At 63.9% G+C, this 16441-nt stretch carries 18 protein-coding genes; 10 read left to right on the top strand and 8 right to left on the bottom strand.

All coding sequences use genetic code 11. The features are described from left to right. Positions 1-3: 3 nt before the first annotated feature. The 3 genes from tsaB to IYX23_RS09485 form a co-directional block, all read right to left on the bottom strand. Complete coding sequence (gene tsaB / locus IYX23_RS09495; protein WP_196392547.1) at positions 4-741, bottom strand: tRNA (adenosine(37)-N6)-threonylcarbamoyltransferase complex dimerization subunit type 1 TsaB; 738 nt, start codon at positions 739-741, stop codon at positions 4-6. A gap of 59 nt (positions 742-800) precedes the next feature. Next, positions 801-1358 carry a NifU family protein gene (locus IYX23_RS09490; protein WP_196392546.1) on the bottom strand — a complete coding sequence of 186 codons (558 nt, stop codon included), beginning with the start codon at positions 1356-1358 and terminating at the stop codon, positions 801-803. An 82-nt stretch (positions 1359-1440) separates the two neighbouring features. Next, complete coding sequence (locus IYX23_RS09485) at positions 1441-1686, bottom strand: hypothetical protein (protein WP_196392545.1); 246 nt, start codon at positions 1684-1686, stop codon at positions 1441-1443. 52 nt (positions 1687-1738) lie between these two features. Between IYX23_RS09485 and IYX23_RS09480 the strand changes: the two genes are divergently transcribed. Next, complete coding sequence (locus IYX23_RS09480) at positions 1739-2161, top strand: nuclear transport factor 2 family protein (RefSeq protein ID WP_246716609.1); 423 nt, start codon at positions 1739-1741, stop codon at positions 2159-2161. A 27-nt stretch (positions 2162-2188) separates the two neighbouring features. On the opposite strand, the gene IYX23_RS09475 is transcribed toward IYX23_RS09480, so the two are convergent. After that, complete coding sequence (locus IYX23_RS09475) at positions 2189-3019, bottom strand: RNA methyltransferase (RefSeq protein ID WP_196392544.1); 831 nt, start codon at positions 3017-3019, stop codon at positions 2189-2191. Positions 3020-3168: 149 nt separating this feature from the next. On the opposite strand from IYX23_RS09475, the gene IYX23_RS09470 reads away from it, so the two are divergent. Both IYX23_RS09470 and dksA read left to right on the top strand, forming a co-directional pair. Further along, positions 3169-4380: an NADP-dependent isocitrate dehydrogenase gene (locus IYX23_RS09470; protein ID WP_196392543.1), complete on the top strand. Its 1212-nt coding sequence runs from the start codon at positions 3169-3171 to the stop codon at positions 4378-4380. Positions 4381-4461: 81 nt separating this feature from the next. Continuing rightward, a complete protein-coding gene (gene dksA / locus IYX23_RS09465; RefSeq protein WP_014890379.1) occupies positions 4462-4878 on the top strand; it encodes an RNA polymerase-binding protein DksA in 417 nt (138 codons plus the stop codon). Positions 4879-4931: 53 nt separating this feature from the next. On the opposite strand, the gene IYX23_RS09460 is transcribed toward dksA, so the two are convergent. Next, positions 4932-5825, bottom strand: a complete 894-nt coding sequence (locus tag IYX23_RS09460; protein ID WP_196392542.1) for a flagellar biosynthetic protein FliO — start codon at positions 5823-5825, stop codon at positions 4932-4934. A 252-nt stretch (positions 5826-6077) separates the two neighbouring features. On the opposite strand from IYX23_RS09460, the gene IYX23_RS09455 reads away from it, so the two are divergent. Beyond that, positions 6078-8606, top strand: coding sequence for a response regulator (locus tag IYX23_RS09455; RefSeq protein WP_196392541.1), 2529 nt, complete (start codon positions 6078-6080; stop codon positions 8604-8606). Between the two features lie 33 nt (positions 8607-8639). Here IYX23_RS09455 and IYX23_RS09450 read toward each other — a convergent pair whose 3' ends face one another. Then, the gene (locus IYX23_RS09450) at positions 8640-9731 is read right to left on the bottom strand and encodes a DUF2865 domain-containing protein (protein WP_246716607.1); all 1092 of its coding nucleotides are present in this window, start codon (positions 9729-9731) and stop codon (positions 8640-8642) included. Between the two features lie 455 nt (positions 9732-10186). On the opposite strand from IYX23_RS09450, the gene IYX23_RS09445 reads away from it, so the two are divergent. Further along, complete coding sequence (locus tag IYX23_RS09445) at positions 10187-10705, top strand: CreA family protein (protein ID WP_196392539.1); 519 nt, start codon at positions 10187-10189, stop codon at positions 10703-10705. Positions 10706-10707: 2 nt separating this feature from the next. Here IYX23_RS09445 and IYX23_RS09440 read toward each other — a convergent pair whose 3' ends face one another. Further along, the gene (locus IYX23_RS09440; protein WP_196392538.1) at positions 10708-11040 is read right to left on the bottom strand and encodes a hypothetical protein; all 333 of its coding nucleotides are present in this window, start codon (positions 11038-11040) and stop codon (positions 10708-10710) included. Between the two features lie 259 nt (positions 11041-11299). On the opposite strand from IYX23_RS09440, the gene cysS reads away from it, so the two are divergent. From cysS to cimA, 5 genes are all read left to right on the top strand, one after another. Continuing rightward, positions 11300-12739, top strand: coding sequence for a cysteine--tRNA ligase (gene cysS, locus IYX23_RS09435; RefSeq protein WP_196392537.1), 1440 nt, complete (start codon positions 11300-11302; stop codon positions 12737-12739). Between the two features lie 199 nt (positions 12740-12938). Continuing rightward, a complete protein-coding gene (locus IYX23_RS09430) occupies positions 12939-13292 on the top strand; it encodes a DUF559 domain-containing protein (protein ID WP_196392536.1) in 354 nt (117 codons plus the stop codon). A 217-nt stretch (positions 13293-13509) separates the two neighbouring features. Next, on the top strand, positions 13510-13644 hold the full coding sequence (locus IYX23_RS20500) for a hypothetical protein (RefSeq protein WP_281431781.1): 135 nt from the start codon (positions 13510-13512) through the stop codon (positions 13642-13644). After that, complete coding sequence (locus IYX23_RS09425) at positions 13644-14153, top strand: GNAT family N-acetyltransferase (RefSeq protein WP_196392535.1); 510 nt, start codon at positions 13644-13646, stop codon at positions 14151-14153. Before IYX23_RS20500 ends, IYX23_RS09425 begins: the two co-directional genes overlap by 1 nt. Further along, a complete protein-coding gene (gene cimA, locus IYX23_RS09420; protein WP_196392534.1) occupies positions 14153-15778 on the top strand; it encodes a citramalate synthase in 1626 nt (541 codons plus the stop codon). Before IYX23_RS09425 ends, cimA begins: the two co-directional genes overlap by 1 nt. Here the strand turns inward: cimA and IYX23_RS09415 are convergent. Beyond that, the gene (locus IYX23_RS09415) at positions 15762-16358 is read right to left on the bottom strand and encodes a TIGR00730 family Rossman fold protein (protein WP_196392533.1); all 597 of its coding nucleotides are present in this window, start codon (positions 16356-16358) and stop codon (positions 15762-15764) included. The two genes, cimA and IYX23_RS09415, sit on opposite strands and share 17 nt — an antisense overlap. Between the last annotated feature and the right edge of the window lie 83 nt (positions 16359-16441).

The following is a 16441-nucleotide window of genomic DNA, read 5'->3' as shown; positions in this document are numbered from 1 at the left end:
AGCTCACGCCTGAGCCGCGGCGGCGGCGCGCGCGGCCGCATCGCCCAAGCCTGCAACAGCCATTAGGGCGTTGGGTCGGGCGGCGGGCATCGTGACGTCGGGCTCTTTAAGATAAAGCGGGCGGGCGGGCGCAGTATCAGGCTGCGCGGCAAGGCCAAGACGCGCCACGAGGGCGATATCGGGGGCAGGCCGCTCGCTCGCGATCCTGACCGGAACGCCGCGGGCGCGCGCCTCCCTCGCAAGCAGTGGCGCGCCGGAGCCGGTCAGCAGCAGCGGGCCGGTCCCCAGCGCGCGAAGCGCTTCATGCGCGTTGATGCGGCGCGGCGAGAGGAGCGGGCGCCCGTCGGGGCCGAAGGCGGCGATGTAGACCTTGTCATGGCGGGCGTCGATCGCCGCCGCGACGACGCCGTCGAAAGGATCGATGATCAGCGGCGCCGCAAGCGCGGCAAGCGTCGAGACGCCGACAATCTCGATCTTACAGGCGAGCGCGATCGCCTGACCGGCGGCGAGGCCGATGCGAATGCCCGTGAAGGAGCCAGGCCCGACGGTCACCGCCACCCGGTCGAGCGAGGCGAACCCCCCTTCGACCTTGCTCATGACGCGTTTGATCAGCGGCAGCAGCGCCTCGGCGTGCCCCCGCTCCATCTCAATCGACTCGGCGGCGATCGGCGCCGCCGCGTCATGGTCCAGCACGCAGGCCGAGACGGCTGGCAGAGCGGTGTCAATCCCAAGGATTCGCATGATTCGTCGATTATGACGGTTTTCGGAGCGCGATCAACGTCGTTCCGGAGACGCCGCCGCTACGCCGGCTCGACCGCCTTCACCTGCGGCAGGAAATGCTTGAGCAGGTTCTCGATGCCGTGCCGCAAGGTCGCGGTGGATGACGGGCATCCGGAGCAAGCGCCCTTCATGGCAAGGTAGACGACGCCGTCTTTGAAGCCGCGGAAGACGATATCGCCGCCGTCGCCGGCGACCGCCGGGCGCACGCGCGTCTCGATCAGCTCCTTGATCGTGGCGACCGTCTCCGCGTCGGCCGAGTCATAGAACTCCCCGTGGGGCTGCGCCGGCGCCGCGCCTTCCGTCAGGAGCGGCGCGCCGGAGGCGAAATGCTCCATGATCGTGCCAAGAATGGCGGGCTTCAGATGCGGCCATTCGGCGCCGTTCTTCGTCACCGAGACGAAATCCGCGCCATACATCACCGCCTCGACGCCGTCGATGGAGAGCAGCGCCTCGGCGAGCGGCGCGTGGATGGCGTCGTCGCGCGAGCGAAATTCCATGGCGCCCTGGCCCAGAACGTCCTGGCCGGGCAGAAACTTGAGCGTTGCAGGATTGGGGGTGGCTTCAGTCTGGATGAACATCGGTAGACTCCTACGTCCGGTTCAAGGCCGGCCGGAAGTGCGCAAATATCACAAATTTGGCGTGCTGTGACATCTCTGCATACTACTTAAGCGCTTCGCCGCGGTCTTGCGAGGTTCTTCGCCGCGAGCGCCACCGCTTGAGCGCAACCCCCACCCACACCGCTTCGACCAGGCCGAAGGGCCAAGCGCCTTGAAGGAATCCATAGATTGATCCCAGAGCGCAGGCGCCCGCGAATCCCAGCACGAACCAATGGCTGCGTTCCTCCATTGAATAAGTCAGCAGCATCGCGCTTACCGCGAAGAGCTCGAACCAGGTCAGCGCATCCATCGGTCAATCTCTTTGGACGCCGTCTTGCTCTGGGCCCTGTCTGGCATTTGCCATGCCCGATCGAATCTCGCAGTGTCCCCCGATGGATGAAATCTCGCTGCTCGACGCCAACGCTGCTTATTACCGTGCCTTCGCCGCACGTGACCTTGGCGGTTTGAATGAACTTTGGGCGGAAGAGGGCGTCTCTTGCGCTCATCCCGGCTGGCCGGCGCTCGTCGGGCGCATGCCGGTGCTCGCCTCCTATCGCGATATTTTTCGTAACCCGGCGCAGGAAGCGGTCACGACGCGAGATCCACAGACGCTCATCGAGGGCGCCGAGGGTCGGGTCTTTTGCATCGAGGAGGTCGGCGGCGGCCTGCTGCTGGCGACGAACTGGTTTCGCTGGAACGGGGAGCGCTGGCGGCTCGTGCACCATCAGGCGAGCCCGCTCGCCCCGCCGCCGACGCGGCGGGAAGGCAAGCGGTCGCTTCATTAGGACGGTCGTCGTCACAGGTGACGCGGCTCAGGAGTCCGCGCCTTCCGCCTGCTTTTTTCGGCTCGTCTTCTTCGGCTCACGGCGCGGGCCTTCCACCAGCCGCACGACCATGCCCCACAGCGTGCGCACGTCCTGCTGGGTGAGGCCCATGCGGTGGAACATGTTGCGCAGGTTGCGCGACATGACGGGCTTTTTCGTCAGCGGGCGGAAGAAGCCGCGCTTGTCGAGTTCGCCTTCGAGAAAATCAAAAAAAGCAAGGGTCATCTCGCGCGTCGCCGGGGGCGAGCGCTCTTCGATCTCAAAGGGAATGGCGTCGCCATGCGCGGCGCGAAACCATTCATAGCCGGTGAGCAGCACCGCCTGCGCGAGATTGAGCGAAGCGTAGGCGGGATTGACCGGAAAGGTGAGGATGGCGTCGGCGAGCGCAACGTCGTCATTGTCGAGGCCGGTGCGCTCGGGCCCAAACAGCACGCCATATTTTTCGCCCGCCGTCACGCGCGCCGCCATGCCCGGCATGGCCTGTGCCGGCGTCAGCACCGGCTTCATCTGGCCGCGTCCGCGCGCCGTGGCGGCATAGACGAATGAGAGATCCTCGATCGCTTCGCGCACGCTCTCGTAGAGCTTCGCGCTTTCGAGGAGATGCACGGCGCCGGCGGCGGCCGCATAGGCGCCCTTGCGGTAGGCGCCGGTGCGCGGCCAGCCTTCACGCGGCGAGACGAGGCGCAGATCGGAGAGGCCGAAGTTGGCCATGGCGCGGGCGCACATGCCGATGTTGACGGCGAGCTGCGGACGCACGAGCACAATCGCCGGCCCCCCGGAAAGGGCCGTCTTGCTGCGATCCGTTCCGGCCCCGACCAATTTGACTCCTCGCCCCAAAGCGGCCGGCAAATTAGGGCGGAAAGCGCGCGGGGGGAAGGGCGGCTTCGCCGCTTAGCCGCAGGCCCCTGGATTGCTACCCAAAACCTTTAGCCGACGCTATAAGGCGCGCGGCACAGAGGAGCGGTTGCATGCGGAAGATCAAGGTTGCGAATCCTGTCGTCGAACTCGACGGCGACGAAATGACCCGCATCATCTGGGCCGCCATCAAAGAAAAGCTCGTTCGGCCCTATCTCGACGTCGATCTCCTTTATTACGATCTTTCGATCGAAAATCGCGACGCCACCAATGATCAGGTGACGGTCGACGCGGCCTACGCCATCAAGGAGCATGGCGTCGGGGTGAAATGCGCGACCATCACGCCCGATGAGGCGCGCGTGAAGGAATTCCAGCTCAAGGAGATGTGGAAATCGCCGAACGGCACGATCCGCAACATCCTGGGCGGCGTCATCTTCCGCGAGCCGATCATCTGCAGGAACGTGCCGCGATTGGTGCCGGGATGGACGCAGCCGATCATCGTCGGCCGTCACGCCTTTGGCGATCAATACAAGGCGACCGACTTCAAGGTGCCCGGCAAGGGGCGTCTCACAATCAAATTCGAGGGCGTCGACGGCGACGTCATCGAGAAGGAAGTCTTCAATTTCCCCGGCTCCGGCGTCGCGCTGGCGATGTATAATCTTGACGAGTCGATCAGCGAGTTCGCGCGCGCGACGTTCAACTACGGGCTCACGCGCAGATATCCGGTCTATCTCTCGACCAAGAACACGATCCTTAAGGCCTATGACGGCCGATTCAAAGATCTGTTCCAGGAGATTTACGACGCCGAGTTCAAATCGAAATTCCAGGCGCTCGGCCTCACCTACGAGCATCGTCTGATCGACGATATGGTCGCCTCGGCGCTCAAATGGTCGGGCGGCTACATCTGGGCGTGCAAGAATTACGACGGCGACGTGCAGTCAGACACCGTTGCGCAGGGCTTCGGTTCGCTCGGTCTGATGACGAGCGTGCTGATGACGCCCGACGGCCAGACCGTCGAGGCCGAAGCGGCTCACGGCACCGTGACGCGCCACTATCGTGAACATCAGAAGGGTCACGAGACCTCCACCAACTCGATCGCCTCGATTTTCGCCTGGACGCGCGCGCTCGCGCATCGCGGCAAGCTCGATGGGAACGAGGATCTTGTCCGTTTTGCCCGCACGCTTGAGGAAGTGTGCGTCGCGACCGTCGAGTCGGGCTTCATGACCAAGGACCTCGCCCTGCTCGTCGGCTGCAATCAAAGATGGCTGTCGACGACAGGGTTCCTGGACAAGATCGACGAAAATCTGCGCAGAGCCATGGAGTGAGCGGCGGCGCGGGAATGATTGTATGTGGCGCCCGTCGCGGCTATATAGGCGTCGCCTATAGGCCAATTAAGGATTCGCGAGATGGCGGTGGATCTGGAAGAAACGTATAAGCCTTCCGAAGACGAACCCTTCATGTGCGATCGGCAGCGCGAATATTTCCGGCGCAAACTGCTGGCTTGGAAGGAGGACATTCTGCAAGAGAGTCGCGAAACGCTGGCCACTCTGCAGAATGAAAATGAAAACCATCCTGATCTTGCGGATCGCGCATCGTCTGAAACCGATCGCGCCATCGAACTGCGCGCCCGCGACCGGCAGCGCAAGCTCATCGCCAAAATCGACGCGGCGCTGACGCGCCTCGACGACGGCAGTTACGGCTATTGCGAGGAAACGGGAGAGCCGATTTCTCTCAAGCGCCTCGACGCCCGCCCGATCGCGACGCTGTCCATCGAGGCGCAGGAGCGTCACGAACGGCGCGAAAAAGTCTATCGAGACGATTAGTCCGAAACCTTCGGGGGAAAAGTGAAGGGCGTCGCCGCCGGCGACGCCCTTTTTCATTCCTTCTGATCCGGGCGGCCGAGCAACCGCGCCATCTCCGCTTCGAGCGAGTCCAGCGGATCGACGTCGGCCGGAGCCGCCTGTGGCGGCGTAGGCGGCGGCGGCGGCGCCGCAGGCTTGGGCGGCGGCGGGGGCGCAGGGGGCGGCGCAGCAGGTCTCGCCGCCGCTGGCGGCGGGGGAGCCGGCGGCGCTGCAGGCCTTGGCGGCGGCGGTTCTGCCGGTCTGGGAGGAGCCGCGGGCGGCGGAGGCGGAGGCGGCGGCGCCGGAGCCGCGGCTTCAGGCGGCGGCGGCTCTTTCGGACGCGGGGCCAGCCGCTGCTGGGCGCGCGCAAGGAAGGGCGGGGTCGGCGAACGGGGCGGAGCCGGGCGCTGCGGCGGCGCGGCCGGGCTCGAAATTCTAGGGCCCGCCGGCGGAGGCGGGGCAGGCGGCGGCGCAGCAGGCTTGGTTGGCGCCGGCGCGAAGAGGTCAGGCGGCAGATTGACGGCGCCTCCCGCCGCGGCGGGTTTCGGCAGCGGCGTTTCCAGCTCTCGAGGCGGAGCCGAGGGCCCGGCCGGCCAGTTCGCGGCCGCCGGCGGTCCGGGGCGTTGCTCCGGCCCGCGGCTGACAGCGCCTTCGAGCCGGCTGATCGTCGCTTCGACGAGGATGTCGTTGGGGCCGCCGATCAGGAGCAGATGTTCGATATTGTCGCGCCGCACAATGACGAGCTGGCGCTCGCGATCGAGGTCATAGACATCGACGACGTCCAGCCGGCGCGCGCGATTGCGGCCTCCCGGCGCTCGAATGCGGCGTCCGAATAACAGACGGAAAATATAAAGCACGAGCACCGCAGCGACGAGGAACGCAACGAGCGCTCCGAGCGCCGGCAGCAGTTGAGTGAATTTATCAGGCATGAACGGTTAGTCTCTCGTTCGGACGCGCGTGAACCTTGCCAAATTAACAGCTTTCATGGCAAGCGCCGAAAAAAGGTTAATGAATGGTTAATGTTTGATGAATCAGCGCCCTTCCGATGTCCGGCGTTGCTATTATGGGCGTTCACAGCCATTGTTTTAGATGATTCTGTAAGCGTCGGCAGAGTAATAATCGGCGCGCCGGCGTCAGCATGGCCGTCGCGATCGGCGATATATGACGCGGGTGGTTAAGAAATGAGCGACAGGACCGAAGCGGCCGCCTTGGGACGCAGCGAGCGGCCCGCGAATATCGGATTGACGCTCGCCCTCGTCATCGCGTTGGTCGCAGGCGTCGCCGCCTATTACCTGACGCCTTCGGACCTCGGGCCGCGCGTCACCATTCTGGCGCTCGCGGTTTTCGGCGTCGCCGGAATCTTCTTTCTATTCGCCTATGCGGTCGGATTGATTCACTTCTCCGGCCGAGTCGCGGGCAATGACGTGACGAAACTCATCGCCGACACATCCGGCGAAGGGCTGCTCGTCACCAAAGGCGATGCGCGCATCGTATACGCCAACGAAGCCTATTCGGCGATGTGCGACGCTAAAGACGCTTCCGGCGTTCAGCTGGTCGAGCGGTTGTTCTCAGGGCCGCCCGAGGTCTCGGAGGCGATCTACAGACTGGTCCAGGCGGCGCGCGCCGCGGTGTCGCATAGCGAAGACCTGCGGCTTTCGCCGCCGCTCTCGGGGCAGGGGCCTGTCGGCTGGTACCGCATTCGCGTGCGGCCCCTGCCGACGACGTCGGGGGGGCGCTTCTGTCTCTGGGCGGTGGCCGACGTGACGGCCGATCGACAGCGGCAGGAGAACGTCTTCCAGGAGCTCCAGCACGCCATCGATTTTCTCGATCACGCGCCGGCCGGTTTCTTTTCCGCGAGTCCGGACGGCGCCGTCTCTTATATGAATAAAACGCTCGCCGGATGGCTGGGCTATGATCTCACGCAAGTCGGATCTGGCGGCGCGACGCTGTCCTCCATCGTCGCCCATAGCGGCGCGGCGCTTCTCGCCGCGATGTCGGGCGCGCCGGGCGACGTGCGCACCGAGCAGATCGACCTCGACCTGCGATGCCGCAACGGCAAGTCGCTGCCTGTCAGGCTGCTGCACCAGGTTGCTTTCGGCCACGACGGCGAATCCGGCCCCTCGCGCACCCTGGTGCTCAACCGCGCCTCTGGCGAACAGCCGGAAGAGAATTTGCGCGCGGCCGAGGTGCGTTTCGCGCGCTTCTTCAACTCGACGCCGATGGCGATGGCGACGCTGGACGGCGAGGGCCGCGTGCTGACGTCGAACGCGGCCTTCGCGAAACTGCTGCCGCAGGCGCTGAAGTCGGGCCAGGGACAAGCCGCCGCGCCATGGTCGGTGCTGACGGGACTCGGCGAACGCGATGGCGCCGCCCTGCGCGCCGCGATCGAAGACGCGATCGAAGGCAAAGGCGAGGTGCGCCCGATCAATGTCGTGTTCGAGGAAGACGCCGCCGGCGCGGCGACGCGTTCGGCGCGGTTCTTCGTCTCTTCCGCCGAGGACGCCGGCAAGAAAGGCGCGATGGTCTATGCGCTCGACACGACCGAGCAGCGCAAGCTGCAGGAGGAGTTCGCGCAATCGCAGAAAATGAATGCGGTCGGCCAGCTCGCCGGCGGCATCGCGCATGACTTCAACAATATGCTAACGGCGATCATCGGCTATTCGGATCTGCTGCTCTCCAGCCACCGGCCGACCGACCCCGCCTTCCGCGACATTCGCCAGATCAAGGAAACCGCCAACCGCGCGGCAGGCCTGACGCGGCAGCTGCTCGCCTTCTCTCGGCGTCAGACGCTGCGCCCGCAAGTCCTGCAACTCGGCGACGCGCTCTCCGAAGTGCAGAATCTGCTGCGCCGGGTCGTCGGCGAAAAGAACGAGCTCGAACTGCGTCTTGGCCGCGATCTCTGGTTCGTGAAGGCCGACATCACCCAGTTCGAACAGGTGATCATCAATCTCGTCGTCAATGCGCGCGACGCCATGCTGGAGTCAGGCGGACGCGTACAGATCCGCACGCGCAATGTCGCCGCCTCGGAATGCGCCGCCTTTAATGAGGCGGCGCTGCCGGCGGCGGATTATGTGCTAGTCGAGGTCGAGGACTCGGGCAGCGGCATTCCCGCCGATGTGAAAGAAAAAATCTTCGAACCCTTCTTCACGACGAAGGAAGTCGGCAAAGGCACGGGCCTCGGCCTTTCGACGGTCTTCGGCATTGTCAAGCAGTCGGGCGGCTTCATCTCCGTCGACAGCGAGATCGGGCGAGGCGCGGTTTTCCGCATTTTCCTGCCGCGCTACGTGCCGGAGGAGAAGGAGACGTCGCAGAAGGCGGATACGCCCAAGGTCGCTGCGGACTACACGGGACAGGGCGTGGTCCTCCTCGTCGAAGACGAAGACGCCGTGCGCTCGATCGGCGCACGCGCCTTAAGTTCGCGCGGATTCACGGTGCTCGAAGCGGCGACGGGGATGGAGGCGCTCGAGGTCGTCGAACGCGTCGACGGCAAGATCGACCTCATCGTCTCCGACGTGGTGATGCCGGAGATGGACGGCCCGGCGATGTTCGCCGAACTGCGCAAGCGCGGCGTCGCGGCGAAAGTGATCTTCGTTTCCGGCTATGCCGAAGAGGCCTTCGCCAAAAATCTTCCCGAGGGCGACTTCGGTTTTCTGGCGAAGCCGTTCTCGATCAAACAGCTGATCGAGACGGTCAAGGCGCATATGCCCTGACGCGGCGGAGAACTAAAGCGAGCGGGATGAGGCTCACAACGCCGGCGCGACGACCCGCATGCGGCGCTTGATCCCGTCAGGTCCGATGACTTCGCGATAGGTTTCCGGCGTAGCGGCCGCGCCATCCGCGGCGCTGGGCTGCGCCTGCGCTGCGGATTCCGGCGTCTTCGTCGGCTCTGGCGCCGGCGCGGCGCCTTTCGCTTTCCGACCGCGCGCCGCGCCGGGCGGCAGCGCGCGCGACAATTGCTCGGCCTGCTCCGCGGTGACGACCTGGTCCTTTGCGTGGCGCTCGGCGATGAGTCGCTCGGCTTCGGCGAGCGCCTCGGCCCACGACTGCCCCGGCGGCTTGCAGCCGCAGGACGGATCATAGGTTGTCTCGAATTTATGCGCGTTGGGATGGCTGGAATAAGCCTCGCCGTCGATCGAAAGCGCAGAACTGAGCACCTTCGATTGCGACGCCGTATAGAGTTTCACCTCGGCGTTGGGACACAGCGCCCGGCACATCGTCGCAAGATCGTCGAGGTTGGAGCCGCGCGCCGAATAGCTGATCGGGAAAAACCCGCCGTCGCAGGCGCGCACGCAGATCGCCATTGGACCCCCGCGCGGCTTCCCGTCTGAAGGTTCCTGATCCGGGTCTGGACCGACGGGCATGTCGCGCGCGCCCGGACTTTCATCGGGCGCGACGCCAAACAGCTCTTCAAAGAAATTGCGCGGTCGTGCAGCGCGCGCTTGCGCCGCCTGAGGATTGCGGCATTCAGCCTCGTAGCGGGCGGCAAGCGCCTGACGCTGGCCGCCGTCGTCGGCGCTCGCCCGTTCATAGCTGGCGATGGCGCCAGAGAGTTGGTTGAGCTGCGCGTTGATTTGATTGCACTGAGGCGGCGGCGGATCGCCGAAGAACAGGAATTGGCCGCGATCGCAGCCGAGCGCGCGGGCTCTCGCCGAGACGCGGGCATAGTCGCCGCGCTGCTTGGCGGCTGCGGCCTGGAATCTCCCCGCGCTGCCGCCGGCGTTGGCGCGGGCGATCTGCGCGCGCAACTCCGTACAGTAGGGACTTTCCCCTGCCGCCGGCGAAATGGCGAGGAGGCCGAATGCGACGCCAGCGGCGGCGGCGAGTTTCGTCCGCATGAAGGCGCTTTTCGTCAAAAAGGGCTTTATGGTCGCGGCCTCATTGAAGTTTTTGGCTCTCTTCACTCTGGTAAGAAGCCGAGAAACGCTTGCGCGATCGCTTGGCGACTGATGTTCCGGCGCGCGTCGCTTACGACGAATCGCGTCATTTTCACCAATCCGGGCCGCGTAGCAAACGTCGCTCGATTAATCGCGCCCATCATGTCGGCAACAAGGCGCCGGACGACGACGCCAATTCCCCCGCCGCGCGCCGAATTTTTTGCCTCGCCCAGGGTCGAAGCCCTTCCCTTGCCGGGGCGTTTCGCCCATATCGGCAACGGCGTCGCTAGAGCGCCGCTCGCGAAGAAGTGGAATTCGGTTTTCGCACAGAGCGCGCTCTAAGCTTTCGAGATCGATCATGTTATCCGCCTTTGGCGATTCCGCCCAAAGGCAGCGTGATCCAGGAGGTTGCCGATATGAAGCGTTCCAAATTGCTGGCTCTGATTTCGACGGCCTTTGTTTATTTCGGCGCCGCGCCGGCCTTTGCGCAGAGTGGGCCGGATCTCATTTTCCGCAAATCGGTCGATTTCAAGCTCCTCACCCCGAACGACAAGCTCGCGACCTACGGGATCGACGACCCGACGATCGAAGGCGTCGCCTGCTACTATACGGCGCATGAAAGGGGCGGCGTCGCCGGCATGTTCGGCGTGGCGGAGCAGTCGTCGGAGGTTTCGCTCGCCTGTCGGCAATATGCCCCGGTCAAATTCAAGGAGAAGTTCGGCCAGGGCGATACGGCGTTCAGCGAGCGGCGGTCGCTGTTGTTCAAGCGCATGCATATCGTTCGCGGCTGCGATGCGAAGCGCAATGTGCTGATCTATATGGTCTATTCTGACAAGCTCGTCGAAGGTTCGCCCGAGAGTTCGACCTCGACCGTCGCCATTCAGCCCTGGGCCGGCCAGAACGAAGTCCCGCAATGCGGAGAGTTTCTGCGCTGACGCTAATCGACGCAGGCGACGACCGCGGCGTCCGGCTCAATCGAGGCGCGCGCAGCGTGGACGTCGATCGAGGCGGTCACATCGTCCGCGCGGCCAAAAGCTCTGGCCGCGCCATGGCCATGCGCCGCACACCAGGAGTCGGCGACGATCTTGCCGCAATCGGCCTTATGCGTGAGGCATTCCGTCAGGCCGTAGCCCTCCTGATCGGCGATAACATAGGCGGCGCCCGCGCCCGCCTCAGCTCGCGCGGCGCAGGCGTAGCCGACGCCGATCCACATTCCTGCAAGTAGCGACGCAAACGCGCGCCGCCCGAACGGCGCCTCATATTTCCACATGATGAACAAGCCCCACGCGACCCCGACAACCTGCCGAAGACCTAGCGCATAGCGGTAAAACCCGAGTTAAATCGCCCGCCGCTCGGCAGGCTCGCGCTTGACGCGGCGGCGCGCTTTAGCGCATGGTCGCCGCCATGACGCTTCGGCTCACCATTTGTCGGAAGACCATTATCAGCTAGCGATCACGCTGGCCGGAGCCGTCACGTCTCTCCAAACGACATGAAGCGACGCCCCGGCCGGCGGCCTTGCGGGGAAATTCATGTCGACGCCTGCGCTGAAAATTTACAATACGCTGAGCCGGACGAAGGAGGAATTCCGTCCGATCGATCCCGCGCATGTGCGCATGTATGTCTGCGGGCCGACGGTCTACGACTACGCGCATATCGGCAACGCCAGGCCGCTCATCGTTTTCGACGTGTTGTTTCGCTTGTTGCGCCATCTCTACGGCGCCGAGCATGTCACATACGTCCGCAACATCACCGACGTCGACGACAAGATCAACGCGCGGGCGTTCGAGCGCGGGATCTCGATTCGCGAACTGACCGATAAGACCATCGACATATTCCACGAGGACGTTCGCGCTCTTGGATGTTTGAATCCGACCATCGAGCCGCGCGCAACAGATTACATCAGGAACGACGACAAGCAGATCGACATGGTTCGATTGATTCAACGCTTGCTCGATTCGGGTCATGCATATGTTGAAGATCGCCATGTGCTTTTCGATGTGACGTCCATGCCCACGTACGGACGACTGTCGAGGCGCCCACTCGACGAAATGATCGCTGGCGCGCGCGTCGACGTGGCACCCTATAAGCGCGGGGATATGGATTTCGTGCTCTGGAAACCGTCGAAGGATGATGAGCCGGGCTGGCAAAGTCCCTGGGGCAGGGGACGCCCCGGCTGGCACATCGAATGTTCCGCAATGTCAGCCGCGCATCTTGGCGAAACCTTCGACATTCACGGCGGCGGCATCGACCTCGTCTTTCCGCATCACGAAAACGAGATCGCGCAAAGCTGCTGCGCTTTCGGGCGCGACGTGATGGCGAATTACTGGATGCATAATGGCTTCCTGCAGGTCGAGGGCGAGAAAATGTCCAAGAGCCTGGGGAATTTCGTGACGATCCACGAGCTGCTGCACACGGAGAAGTTTGGGGGGCGGAAGTGGCCGGGCGAAGTGCTGCGGCTTGCGATGCTGCGCACGCATTACCGCCAGCCGATCGATTGGACAGTTAAGGCGCTGGAGGAGGCGGAGACGAAGCTTACATATTGGATGACCGCTATGGATTTTTCCGTCGCGCCTTTGGGTTCAGATGGGAGGATCGCCGATCAACCTCTGCGCTCTGATGAAATTCCGTCGACCTATTTGGAAGCGCTTTCCGATGACCTAAACACTCCGCTCGCAATGCAAATATTAGATCGCGCATTTTCTGAACTTCGCACAGATCGAGTTCTATCGATCATGCTGGAGCTTTCCGGCATCGATTTGGAAGCATTTCGGGCATGGAGGCACGATCAAGATCAGGCGTTCTTCGAAAAACATGGCGATATTGTCAAGCGACTCATCACTGCTCGCCTCGCGGCCCGCGCTTCTAAAAACTGGGCCGAGTCCGATCGCATCCGCGACGAACTCGCCGCTATGGGCATTGCCCTCAAGGACAATAAAGACGGCACGACAACCTGGGAGGTGAAGCGATGAGCGCTCTTTCCCCCACCCGTCGCGCTTCGCGCGCCACCCTCCCCGCAAGGGGGAGGGATAGGAACGGCGCGACTCGGCGTAGCGATCACGCGCCCATGCGAGGCATTTTGCATGAAGTTGTGCGTTTCGCTGATGCAGGCCAATCCCTCCCCTTGACGGGGAGGGTGGTTCGCGAAGCGAACCGGGTGGGGTGACGGACATGGCCAACCCCCGCGCGCGCGAATTGCGCAAGAACATGACGCCGCAAGAGGTGAAGCTCTGGTCGCAGTTGCGTAAGCTTCGCCCGCAAGGGTTTCATTTTCGTCGTCAGGCGCCGCTTGAAGGCTATGTGCTCGATTTTGTTTGTTACAAGTATCGGTTGATAGTGGAAGCTGACGGCGCGCAGCATGGAGAGGATAAGGGTCTTCGCCATGACGCCAGGCGCGACGCGATTTTTCGGGCGAACGGCTTTCATGTGCTGCGCTTCTGGAATCACGAGATCGACGCCAATCTGATCGGCGTCGTGGAGACCATCATCGCCCGAGCGAAGGAACATATGCGGGAGGCGTCATGAGAAGCGCTGGCGTCTCCCCCACCCGGCGCGCTTCGCGCGCCACCCTCCCCGCAAGGGGGAGGGATCAGAACGGCGCGACTCGGCGTAACGATCGAACGCTTAAGCAAGGCGAGATTTGTGATTTCTTGCGTTTCGAGCATGCAGGCCAATCCCTCCCCTTGACGGGGAGGGCGGTTCGCGAAGCGAACCGGGTGGGCTGAACAGAAGGGGATATCAAATGTCCAATGATGACTGGAAAAAGACGCTTCCCTTCAAGCGCCATTGGGCGCTCTATCTCGCGTTCAAGCTGCTGGTGCTCGCGCTCGCCGCCTACATCGCCTGGCATCTGCTGCGCGCCTTCGAGATCGTGTGATGGCGCGCAGCGCGCAAACGCCCGGTCTGCGGCCATTTCTTCCGGCAGACGCCGCGAGGCTCGCGGCGCTCTTTCGCGCCAGCGTCGAGGCGCTTGCGGCCGATGACTATGACGAGGCGCAGCGCGAAGCCTGGGCGTCTGCGGCTGACGACGAAGCGGCCTTCGCGTCGCGCCTCTCGGACGCGCTGACCATCGTCGCGCTCGTCGACGGGGGCATCGCCGGTTTCGCGTCGCTGCGCGACAACAAGATGTTTGACATGCTCTATGTGCGGCCCGACATGGCGCGCCAAGGCGTCGGATCGGCGCTCGCCGAGGCGATCGAAAAACTCGCCGCCGCGCGCTGCACGACACTGCTGACGGTTGAGGCCTCCGACGCTGCGCAGGATTTTTTCGCGACGCGCGGCTATGTGGCCACGACCCGCAATATGATCGAGATCGGCGGGCAATGGCTCGGCAATACGACGATGACCAAGGAGCTGGCGGCGCCCGCCGCCGGGAGAGCGCATTGATGGCCAAAGAACGGCTGACGCTATACGACACGACGCTGCGCGACGGCGCGCAGACGACGGGCGTCGATTTTTCGCTGGACGACAAGCGTCAGATCGCCGTTATGCTGGACGAGATCGGAATCGACTACGTCGAGGGCGGCTATCCCGGCGCGAATCCGCTCGACACGGAGTTTTTTGCGCAGCGTCCGAAACTGCGCGCGCGCTTGGCCGCCTTCGGCATGACGCGGCGTCAGGGCCGCTCGGTCGAGAATGATCCGGGCGTCGCGGCGCTCCTCGACAGCAGCGCCGACGTCGTCACCTTTGTCGCCAAGAGCTGGGACTTTCAGGTCCGCGTCGCCTTACGCTCAACGGAAGAGGATAATCTTGCAAGCGTTACGCAATCCGTAAACGCCGCCGTCGCGCGCGGAAAGGAAGTCGCGGTCGATTGCGAGCATTTTTTCGACGGCTTCAAGGCGAACCCCGAGTATGCGCTGGCCTGCGCAATGGCCGCGCATACGGCTGGCGCGCGCTGGGTGGTCCTCTGCGACACCAATGGCGGCACGCTGCCGCACGAGGTTGAAAGCATCGTCGCGGAGGTCGTCAAGCAGATTCCAGGAGACCGCATCGGCGTGCATTGCCACGACGACACGGGACAGGCGGTGGCGAATTCGCTCGCCGCCGTGCGCGCCGGCGCGCGGCAGATTCAAGGCACGCTCAATGGTCTTGGCGAACGCTGCGGCAACGCCAATCTCACGACGATCATTCCGACACTATTGCTGAAGAGCGAATTTGCCGACCGCTTCGACATCGGCGTGACGCAAGAGAAGCTGACGCATCTGACGCGCGTGAGCCATGCGCTCGATGAGCTTCTCAACCGCGCGCCGAACCGCCACGCGCCCTATGTCGGCGCCAGCGCCTTTGCGACCAAGGCCGGCATTCACGCCTCGGCTGTGCTGACCGATCCGCGCACGTACGAACATGTCACGCCGGAATCGGTCGGAAATGTGCGGCGCGTGCTCGTATCGGATCAGGCGGGGCGCTCGAACATCGCGGCGGAGCTTGGCCGATTGGGCGTCGTCCTCGACAAGGAGGATCCGCGTCTGGCGCGGCTTCTCGATGAGGTGAAGGAGAAGGAAGCGCAAGGCTACGCCTATGAGGGCGCCGACGCCTCGTTCTTTCTTCTCGCGAAGCGCGTGCTCGGCGAGGCGCCGCATTTCTTCGACATCGAACGCTACAGCGTCGCGGTCGATCGGCGCTTCGCCCGCAATGGCGGCTTTGAGGACCAGGGCGCCGAGGCGATCGTCAAGATCAATGTGGATGGCGAGAGCCGGATTTCCGCCGCCGAAGGCAACGGCCCCGTCAACGCCCTCGATCTCGCGCTGCGCAAGGATCTTGGCGCCTATCAGCGTTTCATCGAGGACGTTCGGCTCGTCGACTATCGCGTCCGCGTGTTCCAGGGCGGCACCGACGCGGTGACGCGCGTTCTCGTCGAATGCGCCGACGGCGAGGGCGCGCGGTGGTCCACCGTCGGCGTTTCGGCCAATGTCATCGACGCGTCCTTCGAGGCGCTCGTCGATGCGATCAACTATAAGCTGCTGGTGTCGGTCGAGCGCAACGACCGTCGAACCGCTACAGCCGTTCGGTGATCGCCGTCTCGCTGATGTCTGGAGAGTGGCGGACCGCCGCGAAAATCATCGGCAGAATGTCTTCCACGCGTTCGGCCACGAGATAGCGCACGTTATCGATTTCGCCGAAGAACTCCTCGTTCCGCATGTGCGCGAAAAGCGACAGCAGCGGCCGCCAGAAGCCGCCGATGTCGGCAATGACCAGAGGCTTGGTGTGACGGCCGAGCTGGATCCAGGTCAGCTGTTCGGTCAGCTCCTCCAGAGTGCCGACGCCGCCCGGCAGCGCGATGAAGGCGTCGGATCGTTCGAACATCAGGCGCTTGCGCGTGTGCATGTCGTCGACGACGACGAGCTCCGTCGCGCCCACAAAGGGAATCTCCCGTCGGTCCAGGAACTCGGGAATGATCCCGGTGACAACGCCGCCGGCGGCGACCGTGGCCTTCGCCAGAACGCCCATCAAGCCAATGGCTCCGCCGCCATAAACGAGGCCGACCCCGGCGCGCGCGAGGGCCGCGCCCAGCGCGCGCGCCGCCGCTGTGTAACGCGGATCGGCGCCGATCGAGGAGCCGCAATAGACGCAAACGTTCTCAATCTTTCGCATGTTCATTCTCTTGCAGCGCTATTTTCATTCTCCTGCAGCGCTATCGCCGCGCTGCGGCTTGGGGTGCGCATTCCTTCTAAAAC

It is taken from the genome of Methylocystis sp. L43 (assembly GCF_015709525.1).
Lineage (GTDB): Bacteria > Pseudomonadota > Alphaproteobacteria > Rhizobiales > Beijerinckiaceae > Methylocystis.
Note: the sequence above shows the minus strand (reverse complement) of the source record. Positions and strands in the feature narration are given on the sequence as shown.

Bases quoted from the DNA above. Each gene is read 5' to 3' on its own strand.
- IYX23_RS09450 (WP_246716607.1), bottom strand. From the start codon at position 9,731: ATGCGGACGAAACTCGCCGCCGCCGCTGGCGTCGCATTCGGCCTCCTC.
- IYX23_RS09415 (WP_196392533.1), bottom strand. From the start codon at position 16,358: ATGCGAAAGATTGAGAACGTTTGCGTCTATTGCGGCTCCTCGATCGGC.
- IYX23_RS09490 (WP_196392546.1), bottom strand. From the start codon at position 1,358: ATGTTCATCCAGACTGAAGCCACCCCCAATCCTGCAACGCTCAAGTTT.
- dksA (WP_014890379.1), top strand. From the start codon at position 4,462: ATGGCGGTGGATCTGGAAGAAACGTATAAGCCTTCCGAAGACGAACCC.
- IYX23_RS09470 (WP_196392543.1), top strand. From the start codon at position 3,169: ATGCGGAAGATCAAGGTTGCGAATCCTGTCGTCGAACTCGACGGCGAC.
- IYX23_RS20500 (WP_281431781.1), top strand. From the start codon at position 13,510: ATGTCCAATGATGACTGGAAAAAGACGCTTCCCTTCAAGCGCCATTGG.
- IYX23_RS09440 (WP_196392538.1), bottom strand. From the start codon at position 11,040: ATGTGGAAATATGAGGCGCCGTTCGGGCGGCGCGCGTTTGCGTCGCTA.
- cysS (WP_196392537.1), top strand. From the start codon at position 11,300: ATGTCGACGCCTGCGCTGAAAATTTACAATACGCTGAGCCGGACGAAG.
- IYX23_RS09445 (WP_196392539.1), top strand. From the start codon at position 10,187: ATGAAGCGTTCCAAATTGCTGGCTCTGATTTCGACGGCCTTTGTTTAT.
- IYX23_RS09480 (WP_246716609.1), top strand. From the start codon at position 1,739: ATGCCCGATCGAATCTCGCAGTGTCCCCCGATGGATGAAATCTCGCTG.
- cimA (WP_196392534.1), top strand. From the start codon at position 14,153: ATGGCCAAAGAACGGCTGACGCTATACGACACGACGCTGCGCGACGGC.
- IYX23_RS09430 (WP_196392536.1), top strand. From the start codon at position 12,939: ATGGCCAACCCCCGCGCGCGCGAATTGCGCAAGAACATGACGCCGCAA.
- IYX23_RS09455 (WP_196392541.1), top strand. From the start codon at position 6,078: ATGAGCGACAGGACCGAAGCGGCCGCCTTGGGACGCAGCGAGCGGCCC.
- IYX23_RS09460 (WP_196392542.1), bottom strand. From the start codon at position 5,825: ATGCCTGATAAATTCACTCAACTGCTGCCGGCGCTCGGAGCGCTCGTT.
- IYX23_RS09485 (WP_196392545.1), bottom strand. From the start codon at position 1,686: ATGGATGCGCTGACCTGGTTCGAGCTCTTCGCGGTAAGCGCGATGCTG.
- tsaB (WP_196392547.1), bottom strand. From the start codon at position 741: ATGCGAATCCTTGGGATTGACACCGCTCTGCCAGCCGTCTCGGCCTGC.
- IYX23_RS09425 (WP_196392535.1), top strand. From the start codon at position 13,644: ATGGCGCGCAGCGCGCAAACGCCCGGTCTGCGGCCATTTCTTCCGGCA.